Source organism: Pseudomonas sp. ATCC PTA-122608, assembly GCF_001952855.1.
Lineage (GTDB): Bacteria > Pseudomonadota > Gammaproteobacteria > Pseudomonadales > Pseudomonadaceae > Aquipseudomonas.
This window is the reverse complement of sequence record NZ_LPNO01000001.1, coordinates 68585-90941: the sequence shown is the minus strand read 5'-3', so window position 1 is coordinate 90941 and position 22357 is coordinate 68585. Positions and strand designations below refer to the sequence as shown.

General features: G+C 60.7%; 23 protein-coding genes. 13 read left to right on the top strand and 10 right to left on the bottom strand.

Translation table 11 applies throughout. The features are described from left to right. The first annotated feature begins 43 nt into the window (after window positions 1-43). The 5 genes from AU074_RS00460 (at window position 44) to AU074_RS00440 (ending at window position 5409) form a co-directional block, all read left to right on the top strand. Entirely contained in the window at window positions 44-1138 is a 1095-nt protein-coding gene (locus AU074_RS00460; RefSeq protein WP_076013353.1) for a polyamine ABC transporter substrate-binding protein, read from the top strand. Window positions 1139-1303: 165 nt separating this feature from the next. Continuing rightward, complete coding sequence (locus tag AU074_RS00455) at window positions 1304-2398, top strand: polyamine ABC transporter substrate-binding protein (protein WP_076013054.1); 1095 nt, start codon at window positions 1304-1306, stop codon at window positions 2396-2398. A 67-nt stretch (window positions 2399-2465) separates the two neighbouring features. After that, complete coding sequence (locus AU074_RS00450) at window positions 2466-3608, top strand: ABC transporter ATP-binding protein (RefSeq protein WP_076013053.1); 1143 nt, start codon at window positions 2466-2468, stop codon at window positions 3606-3608. Next, entirely contained in the window at window positions 3605-4525 is a 921-nt protein-coding gene (locus tag AU074_RS00445) for an ABC transporter permease subunit (protein ID WP_076013052.1), read from the top strand. The genes AU074_RS00450 and AU074_RS00445 overlap by 4 nt, the downstream gene beginning before the upstream one ends. Next, window positions 4522-5409: an ABC transporter permease subunit gene (locus tag AU074_RS00440; protein ID WP_017476583.1), complete on the top strand. Its 888-nt coding sequence runs from the start codon at window positions 4522-4524 to the stop codon at window positions 5407-5409. Before AU074_RS00445 ends, AU074_RS00440 begins: the two co-directional genes overlap by 4 nt. Window positions 5410-5551: 142 nt before the next feature. Here the strand turns inward: AU074_RS00440 and AU074_RS00435 are convergent, their stop codons facing one another. Beyond that, window positions 5552-6193 (bottom strand): HD domain-containing protein, encoded by a 642-nt coding sequence (locus AU074_RS00435; RefSeq protein ID WP_076013051.1) that lies wholly within the window; start codon window positions 6191-6193, stop codon window positions 5552-5554. Between the two features lie 267 nt (window positions 6194-6460). On the opposite strand from AU074_RS00435, the gene AU074_RS00425 reads away from it, so the two are divergent. Further along, a complete protein-coding gene (locus AU074_RS00425; protein ID WP_076013050.1) occupies window positions 6461-7426 on the top strand; it encodes a GlxA family transcriptional regulator in 966 nt (321 codons plus the stop codon). Here the strand turns inward: AU074_RS00425 and AU074_RS00420 are convergent. Beyond that, window positions 7404-7757 (bottom strand): carboxymuconolactone decarboxylase family protein, encoded by a 354-nt coding sequence (locus AU074_RS00420; RefSeq protein ID WP_016973032.1) that lies wholly within the window; start codon window positions 7755-7757, stop codon window positions 7404-7406. The genes AU074_RS00425 and AU074_RS00420 overlap by 23 nt on opposite strands. A gap of 99 nt (window positions 7758-7856) precedes the next feature. Here AU074_RS00420 and AU074_RS00415 point away from each other — a divergent pair, with 99 nt between their 5' ends. Next, window positions 7857-8759, top strand: a complete 903-nt coding sequence (locus AU074_RS00415) for an AraC family transcriptional regulator (protein WP_076013049.1) — start codon at window positions 7857-7859, stop codon at window positions 8757-8759. A gap of 132 nt (window positions 8760-8891) precedes the next feature. Here the strand turns inward: AU074_RS00415 and AU074_RS00410 are convergent, their stop codons facing one another. Further along, window positions 8892-11255: a penicillin acylase family protein gene (locus tag AU074_RS00410; RefSeq protein WP_076013048.1), complete on the bottom strand. Its 2364-nt coding sequence runs from the start codon at window positions 11253-11255 to the stop codon at window positions 8892-8894. Window positions 11256-11494: 239 nt separating this feature from the next. Here AU074_RS00410 and AU074_RS00405 point away from each other — a divergent pair, with 239 nt between their 5' ends. Beyond that, window positions 11495-12580 (top strand): GNAT family N-acetyltransferase, encoded by a 1086-nt coding sequence (locus AU074_RS00405; protein ID WP_076013047.1) that lies wholly within the window; start codon window positions 11495-11497, stop codon window positions 12578-12580. Next, window positions 12577-13458, top strand: coding sequence for a hypothetical protein (locus tag AU074_RS00400; RefSeq protein WP_076013046.1), 882 nt, complete (start codon window positions 12577-12579; stop codon window positions 13456-13458). Before AU074_RS00405 ends, AU074_RS00400 begins: the two co-directional genes overlap by 4 nt. Here the strand turns inward: AU074_RS00400 and AU074_RS00395 are convergent. From AU074_RS00395 to AU074_RS00380, 4 genes are all read right to left on the bottom strand, one after another. Continuing rightward, window positions 13448-14671: a DegT/DnrJ/EryC1/StrS family aminotransferase gene (locus AU074_RS00395; RefSeq protein ID WP_076013045.1), complete on the bottom strand. Its 1224-nt coding sequence runs from the start codon at window positions 14669-14671 to the stop codon at window positions 13448-13450. The genes AU074_RS00400 and AU074_RS00395 overlap by 11 nt on opposite strands. Next, on the bottom strand, window positions 14668-15081 hold the full coding sequence (locus AU074_RS00390) for a multidrug efflux SMR transporter (RefSeq protein WP_076013044.1): 414 nt from the start codon (window positions 15079-15081) through the stop codon (window positions 14668-14670). Before AU074_RS00390 ends, AU074_RS00395 begins: the two co-directional genes overlap by 4 nt. After that, on the bottom strand, window positions 15081-15437 hold the full coding sequence (locus AU074_RS00385; RefSeq protein WP_076013043.1) for an EamA family transporter: 357 nt from the start codon (window positions 15435-15437) through the stop codon (window positions 15081-15083). Before AU074_RS00385 ends, AU074_RS00390 begins: the two co-directional genes overlap by 1 nt. A 145-nt stretch (window positions 15438-15582) precedes the next feature. Next, on the bottom strand, window positions 15583-16167 hold the full coding sequence (locus AU074_RS00380) for a DUF6436 domain-containing protein (RefSeq protein WP_076013042.1): 585 nt from the start codon (window positions 16165-16167) through the stop codon (window positions 15583-15585). Window positions 16168-16278: 111 nt separating this feature from the next. On the opposite strand from AU074_RS00380, the gene AU074_RS00375 reads away from it, so the two are divergent. Beyond that, window positions 16279-17220 carry an alpha/beta hydrolase gene (locus AU074_RS00375; RefSeq protein WP_076013041.1) on the top strand — a complete coding sequence of 314 codons (942 nt, stop codon included), beginning with the start codon at window positions 16279-16281 and terminating at the stop codon, window positions 17218-17220. Between the two features lie 104 nt (window positions 17221-17324). On the opposite strand, the gene AU074_RS00370 is transcribed toward AU074_RS00375, so the two are convergent. Beyond that, window positions 17325-18077, bottom strand: a complete 753-nt coding sequence (locus AU074_RS00370; protein ID WP_076013040.1) for a DUF2059 domain-containing protein — start codon at window positions 18075-18077, stop codon at window positions 17325-17327. A 131-nt stretch (window positions 18078-18208) separates the two neighbouring features. On the opposite strand from AU074_RS00370, the gene AU074_RS00365 reads away from it, so the two are divergent. Both AU074_RS00365 and AU074_RS00360 read left to right on the top strand, forming a co-directional pair. Next, window positions 18209-18841 (top strand): 2OG-Fe(II) oxygenase, encoded by a 633-nt coding sequence (locus AU074_RS00365; RefSeq protein WP_076013039.1) that lies wholly within the window; start codon window positions 18209-18211, stop codon window positions 18839-18841. Window positions 18842-18843: 2 nt separating this feature from the next. Next, complete coding sequence (locus AU074_RS00360; protein WP_076013352.1) at window positions 18844-19338, top strand: DUF523 domain-containing protein; 495 nt, start codon at window positions 18844-18846, stop codon at window positions 19336-19338. 110 nt (window positions 19339-19448) lie between these two features. Here the strand turns inward: AU074_RS00360 and AU074_RS00355 are convergent, their stop codons facing one another. Further along, window positions 19449-20228, bottom strand: coding sequence for a transporter substrate-binding domain-containing protein (locus tag AU074_RS00355; RefSeq protein ID WP_076013038.1), 780 nt, complete (start codon window positions 20226-20228; stop codon window positions 19449-19451). Between the two features lie 134 nt (window positions 20229-20362). Here AU074_RS00355 and AU074_RS00350 point away from each other — a divergent pair, with 134 nt between their 5' ends. Continuing rightward, complete coding sequence (locus tag AU074_RS00350; protein WP_063026439.1) at window positions 20363-20803, top strand: DUF4399 domain-containing protein; 441 nt, start codon at window positions 20363-20365, stop codon at window positions 20801-20803. Between the two features lie 139 nt (window positions 20804-20942). Here the strand turns inward: AU074_RS00350 and serA are convergent, their stop codons facing one another. After that, complete coding sequence (gene serA, locus AU074_RS00345; RefSeq protein ID WP_076013037.1) at window positions 20943-22172, bottom strand: phosphoglycerate dehydrogenase; 1230 nt, start codon at window positions 22170-22172, stop codon at window positions 20943-20945. Window positions 22173-22357 lie beyond the last annotated feature (185 nt).

The window sequence follows — 22357 nt, the reverse complement described above, 5'->3', positions numbered from 1 at the left end:
AAAAAAGAAAAAATTGGAGCATGACCGAATGAAGGCATTAGGTTTGAAGAACGCTGGCAAGACCCTCCTGGCCTTGTCCCTGATGGGGGCCATGGCAGGCGCGGCGCACGCCGACGATAAAGTGCTGCACGTTTATAACTGGTCCGACTACATCGCACCGGACACCATCGCGAACTTTGAAAAAGAGTCCGGGATCAAGGTGGTCTATGACGTGTTCGACTCCAACGAAACCCTGGAAGCCAAGTTGCTGGCAGGCAAGTCCGGCTACGACATCGTCGTGCCGTCGAACAACTTCCTCGCCAAGCAGATCAAGGCCGGTGTTTACCAGGAACTGGACAAGTCCAAGCTGCCGAACTACGACAACTTGAACAAATCCCTGCTTAAAGCCGTGTCCGTCAGCGACCCGGACAACAAGCACGCCTTCCCGTACATGTGGGGCTCCATCGGCATCGGCTACAACCCGGAGAAGGTCAAGGCCGCACTGGGCATCGACAAGATCGACTCGTGGGACACCATCCTCAAGCCGGAAAACCTCGCCAAGCTCAAAGGCTGCGGTGTGAGCTTCCTCGATTCGCCAACCGAAATGCTGCCAGTGGCACTGCATTACCTGGGCCTGCCGACCGACACCCAGAAGAAAGAAGACCTCAAGCAAGCCGAGGCGCTGTTCCTCAAGCTGCGTCCTTCGATCGGTTACTTCCACTCGTCCAAGTACATCTCCGACCTGGCCAACGGCAACATCTGCGTAGCCGTGGGTTATTCGGGTGACGTGCAACAGGCCAAGTCCCGCGCGGCTGAAGCCGGTGGCAAGGTCAAGGTTGCCTACGACATTCCGAAAGAAGGTGCCGGCAGCTTCTATGACATGGTCGCCATCCCTAAAGATGCCGAGAACGTCGACGCCGCCTACAAGTTCATGAACTACCTGCTCAAGCCGGAAGTCATGGCGAGCATCACCAACAGCGTGCGTTTCCCGAACGGTAACGAGAAGGCTACCGCATTGGTCGACAAAGACATCACCAGCGACCCAGGCATTTATCCGCCAGCGGACGTGCAAGCCAAGCTGTATGCCATTGCTGACTTGCCGGCTGCTACTCAGCGGGAAATGACCCGCAGCTGGACCAAAATCAAATCGGGCAAGTAAAGCCGCTTTGATACCTGTTTTGCTAACTGCCGCGATGCGCGCGGTGGTTAGCGAAACAATTAAATGACAGAAAGTTTTGCCGGATCGGTTTATCGAGGGTAAGTTGCGCGCCGGTTTTGTTGCCGGGCAACAACTTCGGGCCCAACTATTTAAGAGGACCTCCACTTGCCAATTTCTTTATTTCGCAAAGCCTTGCTGGTGGGTGCAGGTATCACGCTGGCTGTCAGCGTGCAGGCCGCCCCGACTGTGCATATTTATAACTGGTCGGACTACATCGGCCCGGACACCCTGGCCAATTTTGAAAAGGCCACCGGCATCAAGCCGGTCTACGACGTGTTCGACTCCAACGAAACCCTGGAAGGCAAGTTGCTCGCCGGGCGTACCGGGTATGACGTGGTAGTGCCGTCGAACCACTTCCTTGGCAAGCAGATCAAGGCCGGGGCGTTCCAGAAAATCGACAAGTCGCAACTGACCAACTACGCCAACCTCGACCCGGCGCTGCTCAAGCGTCTGGAAAAGAACGACCCGGGCAACCAGTACGCCGTGCCGTATCTGTGGGGCACCAACGGTATTGGTTACAACGTAGATAAAGTCAAAGAAGTGCTGGGCGTCGACAAGATCGACTCCTGGGCCGTGCTGTTCGAGCCGGAAAACATGAAGAAGCTGGCGAGCTGCGGCGTGTCGTTCATGGACTCGGCGGATGAAATGCTGCCGGCGGTGCTCAACTACATGGGCTTGAACCCCAACAGCACCAACCATGAAGACTATAAGAAGGCTGAAGAGAAACTCCTGAAAGTGCGTCCTTACGTGACCTACTTCCATTCTTCCAAGTACATCTCGGACCTGGCCAACGGCAACATCTGCGTGGCGGCGGGTTTCTCCGGTGATGTGTTCCAGGCCAAGGCTCGTGCAGCCGAGGCGGGCAAAGGCGTGAACATCGCCTACGTGATTCCGAAAGAAGGCGGCAACCTGTGGTTCGACGTGCTGGCCATCCCCAAGGATGCCACCAACGTCAAAGAGTCTCTCGCCTTCATCAACTATTTGCTGAAACCTGAGGTGATCGCTCAGGTCAGTGATTACGTCGGTTACGCCAACCCTAACCCAGGGGCGGACAAACTGATGGAGCAATCGATACGCACCGACGAAGCGGTTTACCCACCGCAGGCGGTTCTCGACCGGACTTTTGTCAACTTCGAGCTACCCCCGAAAGTGCAACGTTTGATGACCCGTAGCTGGACCAAGGTCAAGACGGGCAAGTAAAGCTCAAAATATCCTGGGCTCGTCTGTGTTGGGCGAGCTGCACTCTTTTTTTCTGGGAGTTTCGTAAATGGCAGTTGCCTCCGGCGCCTATAAGAAAGCCCTCGAGGGCGACCAGACACCTAAAAAGGTGCTGGTCAAAATCGACCGGGTCACGAAGAAGTTCGACGAGACGATTGCGGTGGACGATGTGTCCCTGGAAATCAAGAAAGGCGAAATCTTCGCCTTGCTCGGCGGATCGGGTTCGGGCAAATCCACCTTGCTGCGCATGCTCGCAGGCTTCGAGCGCCCAACGGAAGGACGCATTTACCTCGACGGTGTGGACATCACCGACATGCCGCCGTACGAGCGGCCGATCAACATGATGTTCCAGTCCTATGCTTTGTTCCCCCACATGACCGTGGCCCAGAACATCGCGTTTGGCCTGCAACAGGACAAGATTCCCAAGTCGGAAGTCGACGCCCGCGTGGCCGAGATGCTCAAGCTGGTACAGATGAGCCAGTACGCCAAGCGCAAGCCGCATCAACTGTCTGGCGGTCAACGCCAGCGGGTGGCACTGGCGCGTTCCCTGGCCAAACGTCCGAAACTGCTGCTGCTCGATGAGCCGATGGGCGCACTGGACAAGAAGCTGCGTTCGCAGATGCAGCTGGAACTGGTTGAGATCATCGAGCGCGTAGGCGTGACCTGCGTGATGGTGACCCACGACCAGGAAGAGGCCATGACCATGGCCGAGCGCATCGCGATCATGCACCTGGGCTGGATTGCCCAGATCGGCAGCCCGATCGACATCTATGAAACACCCACCAGCCGCCTGGTGTGCGAGTTCATCGGCAACGTCAACATCTTCGAAACCCAGGTGGTGGACGACGCCGAAGGCCATGCGGTACTCAAGTGCCCGGACCTTGACCGCAACATCTACGTCGGCCACGGCATCGCCACCTCGGTGGAAGACAAGTCGGTGACCTACGCCATCCGCCCTGAAAAGCTGCTGGTGACCAGCGAAATGCCGACCTGCGAGCACAACTGGTCCAGCGGCAAGGTGCACGACATCGCCTACCTCGGCGGCCACTCGGTGTTCTACGTCGAATTGCCGAGCGGCAAGCTGGTGCAATCCTTCGTGGCCAACGCCGAGCGCCGTGGCCAGCGCCCAACCTGGGGCGACCAGGTGTACGTGTGGTGGGAAGACGACAGCGGCGTGGTACTTCGCTCATGAACATGAAGAAGTTCAAACGCCAGCTGCAACGAATAACCCCCGGTGGCCGGCATGTGGTCATCGGGATCCCTTTCCTCTGGCTGTTCCTGTTTTTCGCGCTGCCGTTCTTCATCGTCTTGAAGATCAGCTTTGCCGAAGCCGACGTGGCGATCCCGCCTTACACCGAGATCTACACCTTTGTTGAGCAAAAGCTGCAATTGGTGCTCAACCTGGGCAACTACGCGATGCTCGGCGACGATGAGTTGTACATCGCCGCGTACCTGGGCTCGCTGAAGATGGCGTTTTTCAGCACCATCCTCTGCCTGCTGATCGGCTACCCGATGGCCTACGCCATTGCCAGCGCGCGCAAGGAAATCCAGACCGTACTGGTGCTGCTGATCATGATGCCGACCTGGACGGCGATCCTGATCCGCGTCTATGCGTGGATGGGCATCCTCAGCAACAACGGTTTGCTCAACGGCTTCCTGATGTCCATCGGGCTGATCAACGAACCGCTGCAGATCCTCAACACCAACATCGCGGTGTATATCGGCGTGGTCTATTCGTACCTGCCGTTCATGATCCTGCCGCTGTACGCCAACCTGGTGAAGCACGACCAGAGCCTGCTGGAAGCCGCATCGGACCTGGGTTCGAGCACCTTCAACAGCTTCTGGAAAATCACCGTGCCGCTGTCCAAGAACGGCATCATCGCCGGCTGCATGCTGGTGTTTATCCCGGTGGTGGGCGAGTTCGTGATCCCGGAACTGCTGGGCGGCCCGGAAACCCTGATGATCGGTAAAGTGTTGTGGCAAGAGTTCTTCAACAACCGTGACTGGCCGGTGGCGTCTGCCTTGGCGGTCGTGATGCTGGCGATCCTGATCGTGCCGATCATTCTGTTCAACCGCAGCCAAGCCAAAGAGATGGAGGGCAAGATATGAAGCGCGTCAGTTTCTCAAGCTTCATGCTGGTGGCGGGGTTGCTGTTCATCTACCTGCCGATGCTGATCCTGGTGATCTACTCGTTCAACGAATCCAAACTGGTGACGGTGTGGGGCGGTTGGTCGATCAAGTGGTACGTCGGCCTGTTGGACAACACGCAGTTGATGGGCTCGGTCGGTCGCTCCCTGGAAATCGCCTGCTACACGGCGATTGCCGCGGTGGCGCTGGGTACGTTGGCGGCGTTCGTGCTGACGCGTATCAGCCAGTTCAAGGGCCGAACGCTGTTTGGCGGCCTGGTGACGGCACCGCTGGTGATGCCGGAAGTGATCACCGGTCTGTCGCTGCTGCTGCTGTTCGTGGCCATGGCGCAGATGATCGGCTGGCCGCAGGAACGTGGCCTGGTGACCATCTGGATCGCCCACACCACGTTCTGTTCGGCGTATGTGGCGGTGGTGGTGTCGGCGCGCTTGCGTGAGCTGGACCTGTCGATTGAAGAGGCGGCGATGGACCTGGGTGCGCGGCCGTGGAAGGTGTTCTTCCTGATCACCATCCCGATGATCGCGCCGTCGCTGGCGGCGGGCGGCATGATGTCGTTCGCGCTGTCGCTGGATGACCTGGTACTGGCCAGCTTTGTGTCGGGGCCGGGTTCGACCACGTTGCCGATGGAAGTGTTCTCGGCGGTGCGACTGGGGGTTAAACCCGAGATCAACGCCGTGGCCAGTTTGATTCTGCTGGCGGTGTCGATCGTGACGTTCCTGGTGTGGTTCTTCAGCCGTCGTGCGGAAGAGATGCGCAAGAAAGCGATCCAGCAGGCGATTGAAGAAGCGGCTGCGGATGGTTGGGAGAAGCCGGCGGATTCGCGTCGCGCACCGGCACCGGTCTAATCAGGTAGCCCTGAAGAAACCGGATCAAAAATGTGGGAGCGGGCTTGCTCGCGAAAGCGCAGTGTCAGTCACCGGATGTATTGACTGATCCACTGCCTTCGCGAGCAAGCCCGCTCCCACAGTTGATTGCATTTCAAGTCAGCTATGCGTTCCAAGGCGACTTGCGAATCACCTCGACAAAGTTCATCGGCTTGAACCCAGGCTCCTGATCCACCAACACATCGGTCTTCACGTTGCCGAACGTGGTCTGCGGACGATGGCGCAAGCCGTCGGCAAACGCGCAGATGATGCACTCCTTGAACCCTTCACCCCGTGGATGCGCATGCACCACCGCTTCGCGCTGCACGCTGGTAAACGCCGCGTACTCCATCCCCAGCACGTCCATTTCCACGCCAGCCGTCACCAGCGCCACAGTCGGACGCAAATGCTTGGGCACGCCCGGGGTGGTGTGCAGGGCAATCGACAACCACACCTGCTCGATGTCGTCATCGCTCAGCCCGTAAGGCTTGAGGAAATCCGCTGCTGCATTGGCGCCGTCCACTTCAAAGCGTTCGTCATCACTGCGGTGACCTTCCACCAGGCCCAGGTCGTGGAACATGGCGCCGACGTACAGCAGCTCCGGGTTATAAGCCAATTGCTGGCGCTCACCGCTCAAGGCGCCGAACAGGAACACGCGGCGGGAGTGGTGGTAAAGCAGGTCGGATTCGATGTCGCGGATGTATTCAGTAGTGGCCTTGGCCAGGGCGCTGTCCGGGATCTTGATGCCGGCGATGGTGGTGCTCATGGTCGTTGTCCTCAAGAAAGCGCCGGGTTGGCGCCGATGAGTCCAGTCTGGTCGTGCGCCCGCTAGGGGGCTACCGTGGTGAGGGAGTGATCCCGGCCAATGTGCCGCGATATCGCGCCAAGGCTATGCGCAATCAACTGTAGGAGCTGGCTTGCCTGCGATAGCATCACCTCGGTATACCTGATGGACCGAGTCGCTTGTATCGCAGGCAAGCCAGCTCCCACAGGGGTTTTGCATTTAATCAGTTAGAAAAAGGTGTTCCTGCTCATGGGCAAAACCGTCGCCATCCTGATCTTCCCCGGCGTCCAGTCACTGGACGTGACCGGCCCCCTGGATGTGTTTTGCGAGGCCAACCGTTTTCTGCCGCCCGAGGAGCATTACCAGTTGGAAGTGATTGGCCTGAGCCACGGCAACATGGCCTGTTCCAACGGCTTGTCGTTGCAGGCGCACCGGCATTTCAGCGAAGCCGTCGAGCCCTACGATTTGCTATTGATGGCCGGCGGGCCGCAGCTGCTTTTCGAGGATTTCGGCTCGGTGTTCAATCAATGGCTGCGTGATGCCAGCGCGCGAGCCAAACGTTTCGGCTCCATCTGCAACGGCGCCTTCATGCTCGCCCGTGCCGGTCTGCTGGACGGCCGCACCGTCACCACCCACTGGGGCGACGCGGCCGGTCTGGCCAGTTTGTGCCCATCGGCCCAGGTCGAAGCCGACCGCCTCTACGTGCAGGACGGCAACCTCTACACCTCCGCCGGGGTGACGGCGGGCATCGACCTGTCGCTGTACCTGCTGGCCCAGGACCACGGCCCGGAAGTCGCCCTCAGCGTGGCCAAGCGTCTGGTGGTGTTTACCCAGCGTTCAGGCGGGCAGTCGCAGTTCAGCCCGTTTCTGACACCCCACGCCGAATCCACCTCGGCGGTGGCGCTGGTGCAGCTCTACGTTTTGGCCAACCTGACAGGCGACTTGACCATCGCCGACCTGGCCAAAGCCGCCAACATGAGTGCACGCAACTTCTCGCGGGTATTCGCCCGGGAAGCGCAGATCACCCCGGCCGAGTTTGTCGAGCGGGCGCGGGTGGACGCGGCGCGGGTGATGCTGGAAAGCACCCACGCACCGCTCAAGACCGTGGCGTATCAATGCGGCTTTCGCGACGCCCAGCACATGCGCAGTGTGTTCAACCGCCGGCTGGGCGTGACGCCGCAACAATTCCGGCTTAACTTTGCGGCGCCGGTTTGAGCGTGTCGTAGGCTTCCAGGGCACGCAGCGAGTAGATATACGCCGCACCGGCATTCAGCGAAATCGCCGTGGCCAGGGTCGCCGCCACTTCTTCGCGGGTAGCGCCGGCCTTGATCGCCGCGTCGGCATGCACGCCGATGCAGCCGTCGCAGCGCGTGGTGATGGCCACGGCGATGGAAATCAGCTCACGGGTCTTGGCATCCAGGACGTTGTTTTCCTCGGCAGCTTCCCCCAGCGCCATGTAGGCTTTGACCATCTTCGGGTTGCTCTTGCCCAGTGCGCCAAAGGCTTTCTTCACGGTAGGCAGCAAGTCGGACCAGTTATTGAACATCGCGTTAACTCCTGAACAGGTTGGGTGTGAAACCAGTCTGGGCCGTTCCGGTTTGGCGGTATTGTTCAATCCGCTCATCTTTTTGACCGATGCTCGCAAATGAACTCCATCGACACCTTGATTGCGTTGGCTAACCTGCGGGGCAGCCTGGACTTGCGTTGCCAGTTCCAGGGCGCCTGGGCCATGGACCACGAGCCCGAGCCGCTGGGCGTGGCGCCGTATCACATTGTGCTGGCGGGCACCTGCCGCGCCGAATTGTCCGGTGGGCAGCAGGTGACGCTGGAGGAGGGCGATATCCTGTTGATGCCCGGTGGCGCGACGCACCTGGTGCGCAGCCAGGGCGTGCGGGTGAAGCCGGTGGCGCAGACCGTGATCGAGGGCGGCCTGTTGCCGATCCATCGCCTGGGCAGTGAGCAGCCGGACGTGGACATGCTTTGCGGCAGCTTTCGCTATAACCGTCAGTCGTTGTTGTTCAGTGCGTTGCCGGACTATCTGGTGGTGTCGAGTCGGCAGTGGCAGGCCGATGGGCAACTGGCTGCGCTGATTGCCTTGCTGCGCAGCGAGGCGGACGGGCAGCGATTGGGGGCGCGCTTCTTTATCGATGCACTGTCGTCGGCGTTGTTCACCTTGATCCTGCGGGCGTGGCTGACGCAGCAAGCGCCGGTGGCGGGCACCTTTGCCTTGTTGACCGACAAACGCCTGGGCAAGGCCTGGCAGGCGATGCTGGCGGACCCCGGGCATGAGTGGACCATCGACAGCCTGGCCAGCGCCGCGTCGATGTCCCGGGCGACCTTCATGCGTGGGTTTGTCAAAGTGGCCGGCGTGTCGCCGTGGGTGTTGCTGACGCAGTTGCGCATGGAGCTGGCGTTCAACCTGCTGCAGCAGTCGCGGCTGAGCCTGACGGATATTGCCGCCCAGGCGGGGTATCAGTCTCAGGCGGCGTTCAGCAAGAAATTCAAGGAGACCTACGGTGAAGCGCCGGGGCGGCTGCGAGCACGGTAGACGCAACAACGCAGATCAAAATGTGGGAGCGGGCTTGCTCGCGAAAGCGGAGTGTCAGTCACCAGATGTATTGACTGATCCACCGCATTCGCGAGCAAGGCCGCTCCCACATTGGGTCTTCTGTTTCTTCAGTTATTGCGGTGTGCGGGCCGGCAACAGCTTGAGCGTACTACGGGTATTCGCCGTCACTTCCTCATCATTGAAGTGCGCCTGCTCATACCCGCCTTCGATATAGGTTTCCGCCTGGTCGGAGTAGTGCTTGTCGAACGGCACGCCACTTTGCCCGACCGGGTTGATGGTCAGCGCATGCGCCGCATCGGCGAAGTCGATCAGGCGCCGGGTCGATGGACCATACGTCACCGGCCACGGCGCCGGGCCGATCTGTGCGGATTGGTTGTTAGGCACTTCATGAGTACCGGGAGCGGCAAACGGGCCGACGTTGACGATCTTGTCCAACGGCTTCTGCGAGCCCAGCGGATGGCCGTGGGTCAGGGTGTGGGCCTTTCCCCATTGCCACTGCGACGGGTCGTCGCCGAAGGTCGCCTTGAGGTGTTGCAGGCTGTTGTCCCAGGCGAGCTTGACGGTCTCGGCGCGGTGGCCGTCCCACCAAGGCGAATCCGCTGAAGCGGTCAGGCGCGGTAAGGCCGCATCCACCACTCGAGTGGTGAGCAAGGTCTTGAACATCGCATCGCCCAGCTTTGGGTGGAACGCGGCGTCGGTGAGGTTGAACAGGAACTGGTTGAACAGCGTGGCACTGGTGGAATCCAGCGGGTAATCGCCTTTCCACGTTGCCAATTGCTCCACCAGTTTCAACTGCGCCGGGTCCTTGACCACCTCACGCAGCACCGGCAGCAGCGGTGCCAGCAGCCGTGGGCCGTAGGCGGTGGTGGTGCCGAGCTGCAAGGCCTGGCTGTTGTCCACATCCCATTTCACGCTGTTGTCGCTCAACTGGGCATTCAACTGCTGGCCACGGTCCGCCAGGTTGTAATAGCCAGGGATTGGCATGCCGGTGGGTGACGCCGGCTGGGCATTGGCTGACACCACATAACCGCGGGCCGGATTTTCTTCCTGGGGGTTGGCGCTGAACGGGTAGAAGCCGAGCTTGTCCGCCTGGGCGGTGCTGCCGTCGAGGATAAAGCCCGGGTTGACCCCGGCCGGGCGGATCGGCAGTTGCGCCGCTGCCCACCAGCCGATATCGCCTTTGGCATTGGCCCACACGATATTCAAGCCAGGCGCCTGGACCTTGGCCGCCGCCGCACGGGCCTTGGCCAGCGTGTCGGCACGGTTGAGCTGGTAGAAACCGTCGAGGATCGGGTTTTCGGTGTTGAGGAACGCCCACCACATGGCAATCGGCGTCTTGCCGGCGTTTTCGCCGAGCACGTCGTTGATGATCGGGCCGTGGGGCGAGGTGCGCAGGGTCAGCGTCACCGGGTCCTGGCCCTTGACCACGATCTGTTGCTCGCTGCTGGTCATGTCCACCCACTTGTCGTGGTACCAGACCTGGTTGGGGTTGTCCGGATTGACCTTCTCGGCGATCAGGTCGAGGTCATCGTTCTGGAACATGGTCAGGCTCCAGCCGAAATCCTTGTTGTGGCCCAGGAACGCCACCGGCACCAGCGCGTTGTGATAACCGTAAAGCTCGAAACCCGGCGCTGACAGCTGCGCCTCGTACCACACCGATGGCACCGAGAAGCGGATATGCGGGTCACCCGCCAGCAACGGTTTGCCGCTTTTGGTGCGGCTGCCGCTGATGGCCCAGGCGTTGCTGCCTTCGAACTGCGGCAGGCCGTTGTCGGCCATGGCCTGTTCGCTCAGTTGGGCGATGGCGCCGAGGTCTTTCCAGTCACCGGCTGCCAGGTTCAGTGCGCCCTTGGGCTGCCAGTCGAGGTCGAAGACCTTCAGGTAATCGTTGCCCAGTTGATCGCGGACGTAGGTCAGCAAGGGTTCGGTACGGAAGGCGGCGGCAAAGCTGTAGGCCAGGTAGCCGGCGACGCTGATGGTGTCTTCGGCGGTAAACGGACGCTTGGGGATGCCCAGTACGTCGAACTCCATGGGTTTGGCGTGGCTGTCCTGATACTGGTTGACCCCGTCCAGGTAGGCTTGCAGGGCCTTCCAGGATGCAGACTCATGGTCCATGTGTTCGACGTAGCTCAAGGCACGCTCGCGAATGCGTAGGCTGCGGAACAGTTTGTCGGTTTCCAGCAACTTGGGCCCCAGCACCTCGGCCAGCTCGCCACGGGACAGGCGCCGCATGATCTCCATCTGGAACAACCGGTCCTGGGCATGCACGTAGCCGAGGGCGCGGTACAGGTCGGTCTCATTCTCGGCGCGGATATGCGGCACGCCTCGGTCGTCGTAACGCACGGTGACCGAGCCTTGCAGGTGGGCCAGCTCCACCGTGCCCTGGCGGGTCGGCTGCTTGCTGTACACGTACCAGCCGGCGCCAACCATAAGGGCTACGAGCAGGATGGCCAGCGCGGTCAGGATGCGTTTCATGGGGTGTCCCTTATTAGTCGGTCGCCGTGAAGATTCGGGCAGTTTAGTGGGTTTGGCGAGCGCTGCGGAAAATGCTCTCGGGTTCGTGCTCCCTGAACCTGAGCTGCATGAAGTCGGGGTTCTGAAGTGGGCCGCGGGTGGGCGGAGTATTATGTTTACTCTGTTACATGAAACCAGCGGCGCGATGATTCACCCCGTCATCCGGGCGCGCCTTTGCTATCACTTTCGGAATGCAATTTATGACAGATCCCAGCCGTGCACAGGTGCCTTATGCCTGCTGCATGGAAACGCCATCGCTGATCAGGCACTTTTTGCGATACCCGCCGGTGGGCTTCAACGCCCAGCTGTCAGCACAGGGACTGCCGTACTTTTTCACCCGGTTCGACTTGCAAACCACCGCCGACGATGAGCTGCGTGCCCGCCTGCGCAGTTGGCCGGGGTACCGTCTGTGGCAGTCGTGGCTGCAAGTCGACACCTGTTTTGTCGGCACCACGGTCAGCGAGTATTCGCCGTTTCCGCTGAGCGTACCGCCACAGGACATGGCGCAATGGCTGCAACAGGAGTGTGCGCCGCAACGCAAACTCACCATCGTCAAAGATGTGCCGCTGGATTCTCCGCTGCTCAGCGTCGAGGACAATCGCTACGCACACGCGTTGATCGAGGCCTGCACCCAGCGTGGCTTCATCAGTGTGGAGGGCCAGGCGCTGGCCTATGTACCGATCGACTTCAGCTCGACGGACGAGTATCTGTCGCGGTTGTCCCACAGCCGTCGCCGTAATATCCGCCGCAAGCTACGCAGCCGTGATGAGCTGCGCATCGAGATCCTGGGCACCGGCGATGCCCGCTTCAGCGATGAGCAATGGCAGCAGGAACTGTATCGGCTGTACAAGGCGGTGTACGCACAGAGCGAAATCCACTTCGACTTGCTCACGCCCGACTTCTTCATCCAGTTGCTCACTGATGCCGACAGCGGCGGGCATGTGTTCTGTTACTGGGACGAGGACGAGCTGGTTGGCTATAACCTGTGCTATCAGCAAGACGGCAAGTTGCTCGACAAGTACATCGGCCTGAACTACCCGCTGGCACTGGAGCACAACCTGTACTTCGTCAGCTGGTTTGTGAACCTGGAGTTCGCCCTGGAAAAGGGCCTGCAGTTTTATGTCGCGGGTTGGACCGACCCACAGGTCAAGTCCAGCCTCGGCGCCAAGTTCACGTTTACCCGCCATCTGGTCTGGGTGAGAAACCCGCTGCTGCGCAAAGTGTTGAACCGTTTCCGTCACCATTTTGAAAGCGATATGCAGTGGCAGCAGGAGCAAACCGCATGAGCCAGGCCCGTCCCGCATTGATCCTCGATTTTGACGGGGCCGTGAATAACATTCCCGGCGCCATTACCCTGCCGCTGCAAGCCTGGCAGGAGAAGATCCGGTTCGGTTGCCGCTGGGCGCAGTTCAAGGAGCTGGAACGTGCGCTGCAAACACAGATGCCCAGTGACTACGGCTGTGTGTTCACCGGCAGCGGCGACTATCACCATCTCAGCCAGTTGCTGTTGAATCGCCTCCCCACCCAGCAAAAAATCCAACTGATCATCTGCGATAACCACCCGGACAACATGCGCTATCCGTTTGGTATCCATTGTGGGTCCTGGGTCTACTGGGCCAGCCGTTTGCCGCAGGTCGAGCATGTGCATGTGCTGGGCATTGGCTCGCCGGACATTTCCCTCAAGCACGCCTGGGAGAATCACTGGTCGCCGTTGGTGAAACGCAAGCTGACCTACTGGAACACCAACGTCGATACCCGCTGGTTGAAGTGGATCGGCGCAGGCCGCAGCAATCGTGCATTCGCCAACGCGGACGAGCTGATGAGCGCGTTCCTGGCGCAGCTCGACCGGTCGTTGCCGGTGTATCTCTCCATCGACAAAGACGTGCTGAGCCCGCAGGTGGTGAATACCAACTGGGACCAGGGCGAGTTTCTGGAGACGCATTTGAATCAGCTGATCGATGCATGCCACGGCAGCATCATTGGCGCGGACATTACCGGCGACGTCTCGGCTTATCACTACCAGAGCAAGTTCAAGCGTTGGCTGAGCGCATCGGATGGCCAGGAAGCGTTGCCGGAGAACCAGGTGGTCATCTGGCAGCAGCAGCAGAATGAGTTGAATGCGCGCTTGTTGACCCGCATCGATCAGAGCTGGGCTAGCGTTTAAGAATTCGCCGTAGATGATCCAGCACTTGCTCGAACAGTTCGTCCGTCAGCCAGTGGCTGTTGCTGATCGACAGGGTTTGGGCGGCGAAGCATTGCGCACGCGGGGTAGCGACGCCTTGCTGTAAGAGCGGAGTGAGTGCCGGGTAGCCCGGCAATACGTGGATGAACAGGCGGGTGACGCCCAGGCCCGATGTCCACAGCTGCGCCATGGCGGTATCGCGGGTTTGTGCGCTGGGCATCACCACCATCAGGAACGGCCAGGTGCCTTGCTGGCCCGGGCCGTCGGTCAACACCGAGACGCCGGGCAAGCTGTTGAGCAACGACACGCGGCGCAACGCCCGCAGGCGCCCTTGGTGCAAATGTTCGGGCAGGCGTGTCAGCGCTGCAGCACCTACTTTTTGGCGATAGCCGCCCAGACGGTGCAACGGAATATCGTTGACGCAAAAATCGTCGCCGACCGCCGCCACTTCATCGCCCCGCGCCAGCGCCGCCCGCAGCGGCTTACCGTACACGTACTTGAGCCCGCGGGGCTGATACGCCGCGGCATAGCCCCACAGCTCGGCGCTGCGTTGCACTTCCCAGCGCAGGCTGAACGGCAAGTCCTGCCGGCATTGCTGGTGCAATGCCTGATGCAGCGCCGGGTCCCGGCTGAATAACACGCCGCCTTCGGCCGTCGTCAGGCCTTTGCCCAGCGCCATGCTGAAAAAGCCGATGTCGCCTTTGAGCCCGACGCTTTTTCCGTCATCCAGCGCGCCCATGGCTTGGGCGGCATCTTCGATGATCGCCACGCCAAGCGGCTCGGCAATGCGCTTGGCGGCATCCACATCCGCCACACGCCCGGCCAGGTGGGTGACGACGATCGCCAAGGTGTTTTCGTTGCACAGCTGCGCCAGCTGTTGCTCGTCCAGGTCAATACTGCCGGGCTGTAAATCGCACGGCACCACCCGTAGAGGCGGGCAGTGATGGGCAGCCAGGGCCACCAGCGGGCAGGTGTAAGCCGGCACGATAAGCTCGGTGCGCCCAGGACTTCGTTGCTGCAACACCCGCAGCGCCATGATCAGGGCGGCACTGCCGGAACAGGGCAGGGCCGGCAGCGGGATATCGAGTTGCTGGGCCAGCGAGCGGGCCAGGTCGCCCGAGAGGTTGAACAAATCCCGCCAGCGCAGGGGAAGGCCCGCTGTTGGCGGAATCTCCCGGCCGGCAACGCAGGTCATGACGCCAGCGTCTGCGAGGGCTCGGCCTCGACGGTCTTGCTCTCTTTGTCTTCGCTGCGCGCCAGGCACAGGATGCCCGCGATAATCAGCGCGCCACCGACGATTTTAGGCAGGGTCAAGGTGTCGTTGAACAGCCAGACGGAGATCAGCGTCACGCTGATCAGCTCCAGGTGTGACGCCGCAAATGCAGGGCCGACCGGCGCGTATTTCAGCAACGTCATCCAGGTAAAAAACGCGCCGATGTAGCCAACAAATGCGCCGTAGATCCACGGCGCGCCGAACACGCGTATCAGCCACGCGGCGTCCATCGTCAGCGGCTCGGCGTGAATCGAGGCGAACTTAAAGCTGACCTGCGCCAAGGTATCGAAAACGATCAGCGACAGAAAACCCAGGATATAAAACCGTTTCATTACTCAAACCCCACGACGGTCACGCCACAGGCGATCAGCATGATGCCGATCAACCGCCATTTGGTCAGGCTTTCCTTGAACAGGAAACGCCCGGCAATCATGATCACGACAATATTGATGGAGCCCAGCATCACCCCGACCGACAACGGCACCAGCGTCAGGAAGGCCAGCCACAGCACGAATTCGAAGACATAGCAGATGATGCCCAGCCAGATCCACGGACGCTTGAGCATATGGCGCCAGTGGGCCATGCCGTCATGCTCGGCGCTGGCTGAGGCAGCGGCTTTAAACGCCAACTGGCCGGACGTATCAACGATGACGTTGAGTATCCAGAGGATGATGGTTAATTGGCTCATGTGTTCCCGTGTCGTCTGCTTGTGCGCCTGGCACCGACGACTCAAACGCCGTCCGCCCCACTAGCTGCTCACGATACAGGAGCATGCCGATACAGTTATTCGAGTTTGCCGAATGAACAGCGTCTGTTCAGCTTGGCGCGTCGCCTCAGGGTGGAGGGGCGGCCGCGTTCCACTCGCAGTAACAGCCTACCGCCAGGGTGTGGGTCGCATTGACCTCGCGCCCGACTCCGAGGGCTTGCAGGATGGGCTCGATAAAGCTGTTGCTGGAGTTACACGTCAGCCCTTCGCTGTAGGGCCCGAAGTAGGCCAGCTTGCCGCTGCGGTCCCAGATGCCTACGGCGGGGCTGGCAGGCAGGTGTTGGGCGCCTGGCACGGCTTTGAGGGCCTTCATCGCGCCGAGGGTCGCGGGCAGCTGGCCGTGGCTGCCGGCTTTCTGCAGGGAATAGAACTCTACGCCTTGGGGCGCGTACTGCTCGATCAGCTCGCTGAGGTGCTGTTGGTTGCCGACATTGCACGGGCAGGCCGGGTCCCAGAAGTGCACCAGGCGGATCGGGCCCGGGCCGGCAAGCTCGGCCGGCAGGCTCAGGCTGTCACCGGAAAACACCGCCGTATGCTCACTGAACGCCCGCAGGTAACGTCCCTGAAACCAGTCATACGCCGCCCATAACACCCCGGCGCAAATGATCACGATCAGGCTGGCGAAGAGGGTGGTGCGGTAGGGCTGTCGCATTTGGATCGATCCTCGGAGGACGCGTAGCTTGCCATGCTTGCCCTGACAGATGAATATCGCGGCTCGATATTCATCTGTTCAATGCGTTGAAGCCACAGTCTGGAAGTTCTTATGCCCGTTACGTTTGACCCTGATCATCTACGCGAAAGCTTGCGGCCCCTGGTGGACGCGCAGCCGCTTTCTGCCGAGGCCCGGGTCTACCAGCGCTTCTACGGCCTGGACCTGCCCGCCCGCACAGTGCCCGCAGTGAGCCGCCTGGGGCGGGTTGCGGTGGATGGGTTCGAGGTGGTCTGCCAGGTGTGGTGGCCGCCTGTTCCGGTGGCGACGATGTTCCTGTTCCATGGCTTCTACGACCACATGGGGTTGTACCGCAATGCCGTGGATTGGGCGCTGGACCAAGGCTTTGTGGTGATCGCCTGCGACTTGCCGGGCCATGGTTTGTCCAGCGGCGAGCGGGCCAGTATCGATGACTTTGCGGTGTACCAGGACGTGGTGCAGGCGCTGTTTGAACAGGCCAGGGCGTTGCAATTGCCGCAGCCGTGGCACCTGTTCGGGCAAAGCACCGGCGGCGCGATTGTGGTGGATCACCTGCTTAACCATGGCGTCGACAGCCCGGCCCAGGGCAAGACCTTTCTGCTGTCACCGCTGGTGCGCCCTCGCGCGTGGGGTTGGTCGCAGCTCAGTTATTACCTGCTCAGGCCGTTCGTCAAAGGCATCGCCCGGCGTTTCAGCGATAACACCAACGACCCGCAGTTCAAGCCGTTCCTGGAGGCCGACCCGTTGCAACCCCGGCAACTGCCGACCGCGTGGGTGGGTGCCTTGGCGCGCTGGATCAAACGCATTGAAGCAGCGCCACGCAGTACGCGGCGGCCGGTGATCGTGCAGGGCGAGGAGGACATGACGGTGGACTGGCAGCACAACCTGAAGGTGCTGCGCAGCAAGTTCGACCAGCCGGAGATTTTGATGCTGGCGCGTGGCAGGCATCATTTGGCGAATGAGATTCCGGAGATTCGACAGCAATACTTCAGGTTTCTCACCGACCACCTGAAATAACGCAATCCAAATGTGGGAGCGGGCTTGCTCGCGAAGGCGGTAGATCAGTTAGCATAACCAGTGACTGGCACACCGTCTTCGCGAGCAAGCCCGCTCCCACAGGGTTACTGCGCCAGGCTTGAAGTGCTCTGCCCCACCGCCAGGCCGGCCCGGATCGCCGCCAGTGCCGCCTTGTAGTACGCCTTGCCATCCGGCGACTCCGCGAACGTCGCGAACTCCTCCAGCTCCGGGTCAGACAGATCCCGGTAGACGTACAGCAACGTGTTGTTCAAATCATTGCCAATCTGCTGCATCAAGCGCTCACGCTGGCCGTTCAACATGCCTTGCGCCTGACCGCCGCCCAACAGGCCGGGGATCATCTGGCTCAAGCTGTCGGCCGCCACACCGGCAATCGCCAGGCTGACTTCAGCCCCGGCTTCCCGCGCAGGCAGCGCCTGGGCCAGGTGGCCGATGATCAGGCTGCGGGTGGCGTCGGCCTCCATATGCGGCAAGCCCTGGGCATTCTTCGCCAGTTGATCCCGGCGCGTGGCCAGCAACTCGGCGGCGACGATCTTGCGGCCAAGGGGCGATTGGAAGAAGGCCAGCGCCGGCTTCGGGTCCGCCAGGTTCTTGCGTAGCTGTGCTTCGGCGCGCTGGTCTACCGACTGGGGCGCAAAGCGTTTATTGCTGTTGTCCACCAGCGCTTGATACACCGCCGGCGGCAAGCTGTTGCGGTAGCGTTGCTGGGCGGCACTGAGGGCGTCATTAAAATGCGCGCGCTGGTCTGCCCAGCCGGCGACCTTGTACAACTGGTCATGGCTGTCTGCCCAGGCGGGCAAAACGCAGAGCATCAGCAAGGAAAAAAACAAACGACGCATAGGGACTCCTGTCAGTCGGCCACTATTGTCCGTGTCGGGCGTAGGATTTGTCGAGAAATCCTATCGGTCACCTGACTAAAGTGTATTCAGACGCTCGGCGGCTCTGTCGGATTCACAGGCGTATGGATACTATGCGCGCCATGCCCATACCCTCCGATCACCCGCTGCTGTTACGCATTGTCGATGACCTGGCCGCACAAGGCTGGTCGCAGCAGAATATCTTCCTGCCCGAGGCTCTGACCCTCGAACTGGCGGCTGAGTGCCATAAACGCGCCGCCGAGGGTGAATTGGCGCCGGCAGCCGTCGGGCGCGGGCCGTCCCAGGAGATTCGCGAGGGCATTCGGGGGGACCATATCCAGTGGCTGGAACCGGGTGAAGTGGTTGCCTGCGACACCTACCTCGAGCTGATGGACAGCCTGCGGGTGGCGATGAACCGGGGCCTGTTCCTGGGCCTGGAAGACTTCGAAAGCCACTTCGCGATGTACCCGCCGGGGGCGTTTTACCTCAAGCATGTCGACCGCTTTCGCGATGACGACCGGCGCATGGTGTCGGCGGTGATCTACTTGAACAACGCCTGGCTGCCGGAGCATGGTGGCCAGTTGCGCATGTACCTCAAGGGCGACGTCGAATACGATGTGGTGCCCATCGGCGGTTGCCTGGTGGTGTTCCTGTCGGGGGAGATCCCCCATGAAGTCATGCCCGCCACCCGCGAACGCCTGTCCCTTACCGGCTGGTTTCGCCGGCGGGGTAACGAGCCGTTCTGATGATGCAAAAGATTCTGGTCAGCCGCTGCCTGCTGGGGCACCGGGTACGCTACGACGGAGGGGCCAGCGGGCCTTTCGACCAACTCGCCGCATGGCAGGCGGGAGGCCGGGTGGTTGCCGTGTGCCCCGAGGTTGCGGGAGGTTTGCCGACGCCACGGCCGTCAGCCGAGATCCCGGGCGGGCAGGGGATTGACGTGTGGGAAGGCCGCGCCCAGGTGCTGACGGCCCAGGGCGAAGACTTCAGCGAAGCTTTCCTCGAGGGTGCCCGCCAGGCGTTGGCCTTGGTGCAGCGTCACAACATCCGGGTCGCCGTGCTCAAGGCCAACAGCCCGTCTTGCGGCAATCTGCTGACCTATGACGGCACCTTCACCGGTGTGAAGGTCACGGGCGAAGGCGTGACGGCGGCATTGCTCAAGCGCCATGGGGTGTTGGTGTTCAGTGAGCTGGAACTGCCCGAAGCGGCAGAGGCCCTGGCAAAACTCTCCAGCCCGACATAGATCAACATGTGGGAGCGGGCTTGCTCGCGAAAGCGCAGTGTCAGTCACCCGATGCTCAAGCTGACCCACCGCATTCGCGAGCAAGCCCGCTCCCACATTGACCGAGTCGTTTATTCGGCCTTTTTGACCGGCTTGCTCGCATCCATTCCGAACCACTTCTCCGACAACGCCGTCAGCCGGCCATCGGCCTTTACTCGCTGCAGGGCCTTGTCCAGGCTGGCCTTGAACGCCGGGTTACCCTTCTGGAACGGAATCGCCAGGCTCAGCGTAGGGCCGACGTCTGCGCCTTCCTTCACCGGCAACTGGCTGTCGCGAATCGCGTAGGGAATCAGCAACCGGTCACTGATGGCGGCATCAATCTGTTGGTCAGCGACGTCCTTGATCGGCTGCTTGGCATCGGCATAGCTGCGCAAATCAACGCCCTCGGCGGTGCGCGCCTGCTCCACAAACTGGCTGCCCTGGGCCACGCCCAGCGCTTTGCCCTTGAGCGCCGCGAAACTGCCCAGTGGACGTTGTTCCTGCTTGCGCACGATCAGCTGTGCACTGGAGTAGCTGTAGGGCTCGCTGAAGTCGAAACGATCCGCCAGTTCAGGAGTCATAGCGATATGGTTGATGGCCACGTCGTACTTGGCGCTTTCCACGCCCGCCAGCAACTCGGCGGCATCGACGGTGATAAAGGAGGGGCGTACGTCCATTTCCTTGGCCAGTAACTCACCCAGTTCCACTTCAAAGCCGGTGAGTTTGTCGCCTTCCTTGAAGTTGAAGGGCGGGGTGTTGGCTTCCAGGGCGATGCGCAATTCCCCACGGTCAAACACATCGTCGATCAGTTCGGCATGGGCCAAGGGGCTCACAAGGGGAAGTAAAAGTAACAGGCCAGGCAGGAAGCGCATGGTCTCTCCTAAAGAATTCGAATGAGCGAGGCGCTGTTCCGGCTCGCTTTGCTATGGTGTTGAGTGCCTTGGACAGCAATTTGTCGCGAAGTTGTCATAACCCTACAGATTTCACCGAAAAACTGGAGAAGTGAATGAAAGCCTTTTTGACCCGTGCAACCCTGGCCAGCCTGCTGCTGGGTGCTTCGATGTTGGCGACTGCTGCTGATGGCATCCCGCGCAGCGCTCCACCAGAAGGTGCCAAAGTGTTCATCGTGTCGCCCAAAGACGGCGCCACTGTCGATAAAACCTTCACCGTGAAATTCGGCATGGAAGGCCTGAAACTGGCCCCGGCCACCAGCCAGGACCCGGGCACAGGCCACCATCACCTGCTGATCGACCAGAAAGCATTGCCTGACGCCAGCGTGCCAATCCCGGCCACCGACACCGTGATCCACTACGGCAAGGCCCAGACCGAAACCGAGCTGACCCTCACCCCAGGCAAGCACACGCTGCAACTGGTCGCCGGCGACAAACTGCATATGCAGTTCAACCCGACTGTAGCGTCAAAAGTCATCACGGTTAACGTGAAATAAAAAACGGGAGCCCCTTGCGGGGCTCCCGTTTTTTATTTGTAGGAGCGAGCTTGCTCGCGAAAAACCCGAGGGCGCTGCGTGTATCCAGAATGCACGCGTTTCGTTAACGTTTTTCGCGGGCAAGCCCGCTCCTACAGGATTAAAACAACACGCGGCTACGGATAGTGCCTTTGATGTGTTGCAGCTTCTCTTGCGCCAGGTCCGAGTATTCGGCGTCTACGTCGATAACCACGTAGCCGACCTTCTCGTTGGTCTGCAGGAACTGACCGGAAATGTTGATACCGTTTTCCGCGAAGACCTTGTTGATCTCCATCATCACGCCAGGGATGTTCTGGTGGATGTGCAGCAGACGGTGCTTGCCAGGGTGAGCCGGCAGGGCCACTTCCGGGAAGTTGACCGAGGACACCGACGTACCGTTGTCGCTGTACTTGACCAGTTTCTCCGACACTTCCAGGCCGATGTTGGCTTGGGCTTCAGCGGTGGAGCCGCCGATGTGCGGGGTCAGGATCACGTTGTCCAGGCCGCGCAGCGGGCTTTCGAAGATGTCGTCGTTAGAGCGCGGCTCTACCGGGAACACGTCGATGGCGGCGCCGATCAGGTGCTTGTCCTTGATCGCGTCGGCCAGGGCGTCCAGCTCAACAACAGTGCCGCGTGCCGCGTTGATCAGGATCCCGCCCTTCTTGATGGCACGGATTTCCTTCTCGCCGATCATCCACTGGGTCTCAGCGGTTTCCGGTACGTGCAGGGTCACGATGTCGGACATGCCCAGCAGCTCGGTCAGGCTCGACACCTGAGTGGCGTTGCCCAATGGCAGCTTGGTCAGGGTGTCGTAGAAGAACACCTGCATGCCCAGGCCTTCGGCCAGAACCGACAGTTGAGTGCCGATCGAGCCGTAACCGACGATACCCAGCTTCTTGCCGCGGATTTCGAAGGAGTTGGCTGCGCTCTTGATCCAGCCGCCACGGTGGCAGGAGGCGTTCTTCTCAGGAATACCGCGCAACAGCAGGATGGCCTCGGCCAATACCAGCTCAGCCACGGAGCGGGTGTTGGAGTACGGTGCGTTGAACACCGCGATGCCGCGCTCGCGCGCTGCGTTGAGGTCGACCTGGTTGGTGCCGATGCAGAAACAACCTACAGCGACAAGCTTCTTGGCGTGATCGAAGATCTCTTCGGTCAGCTGAGTGCGGGAGCGAATGCCGATAAAGTGCGCGTCGGCGATCTTTTCCTTGAGCTGGGCTTCCGGCAGAGAACTGGTGATGTACTCAATGCTGGAGTACCCAGCAGCCTTCAGAACTTCGACGGCCGATGGGTGGACGCCTTCCAGAAGAAGGAACTTGATCTTGCTCTTATCGAGAGAAGTCTTGCTCATCTGCGTAAACCTGTATCCCGGAGAAAAATGGCAGGGAATCGGATCGCGTAAGCTGACCCGGACGGCAGGAAAGCCGTCACCGCAGAACGCCCTTGGGCACTATCCTGCGGGGGCGGTATGCTAGCATACGTGCCCCGCTAAACACCCATTCCTGCGACGTGAAGCGTTCTCAGGATGACCATGAA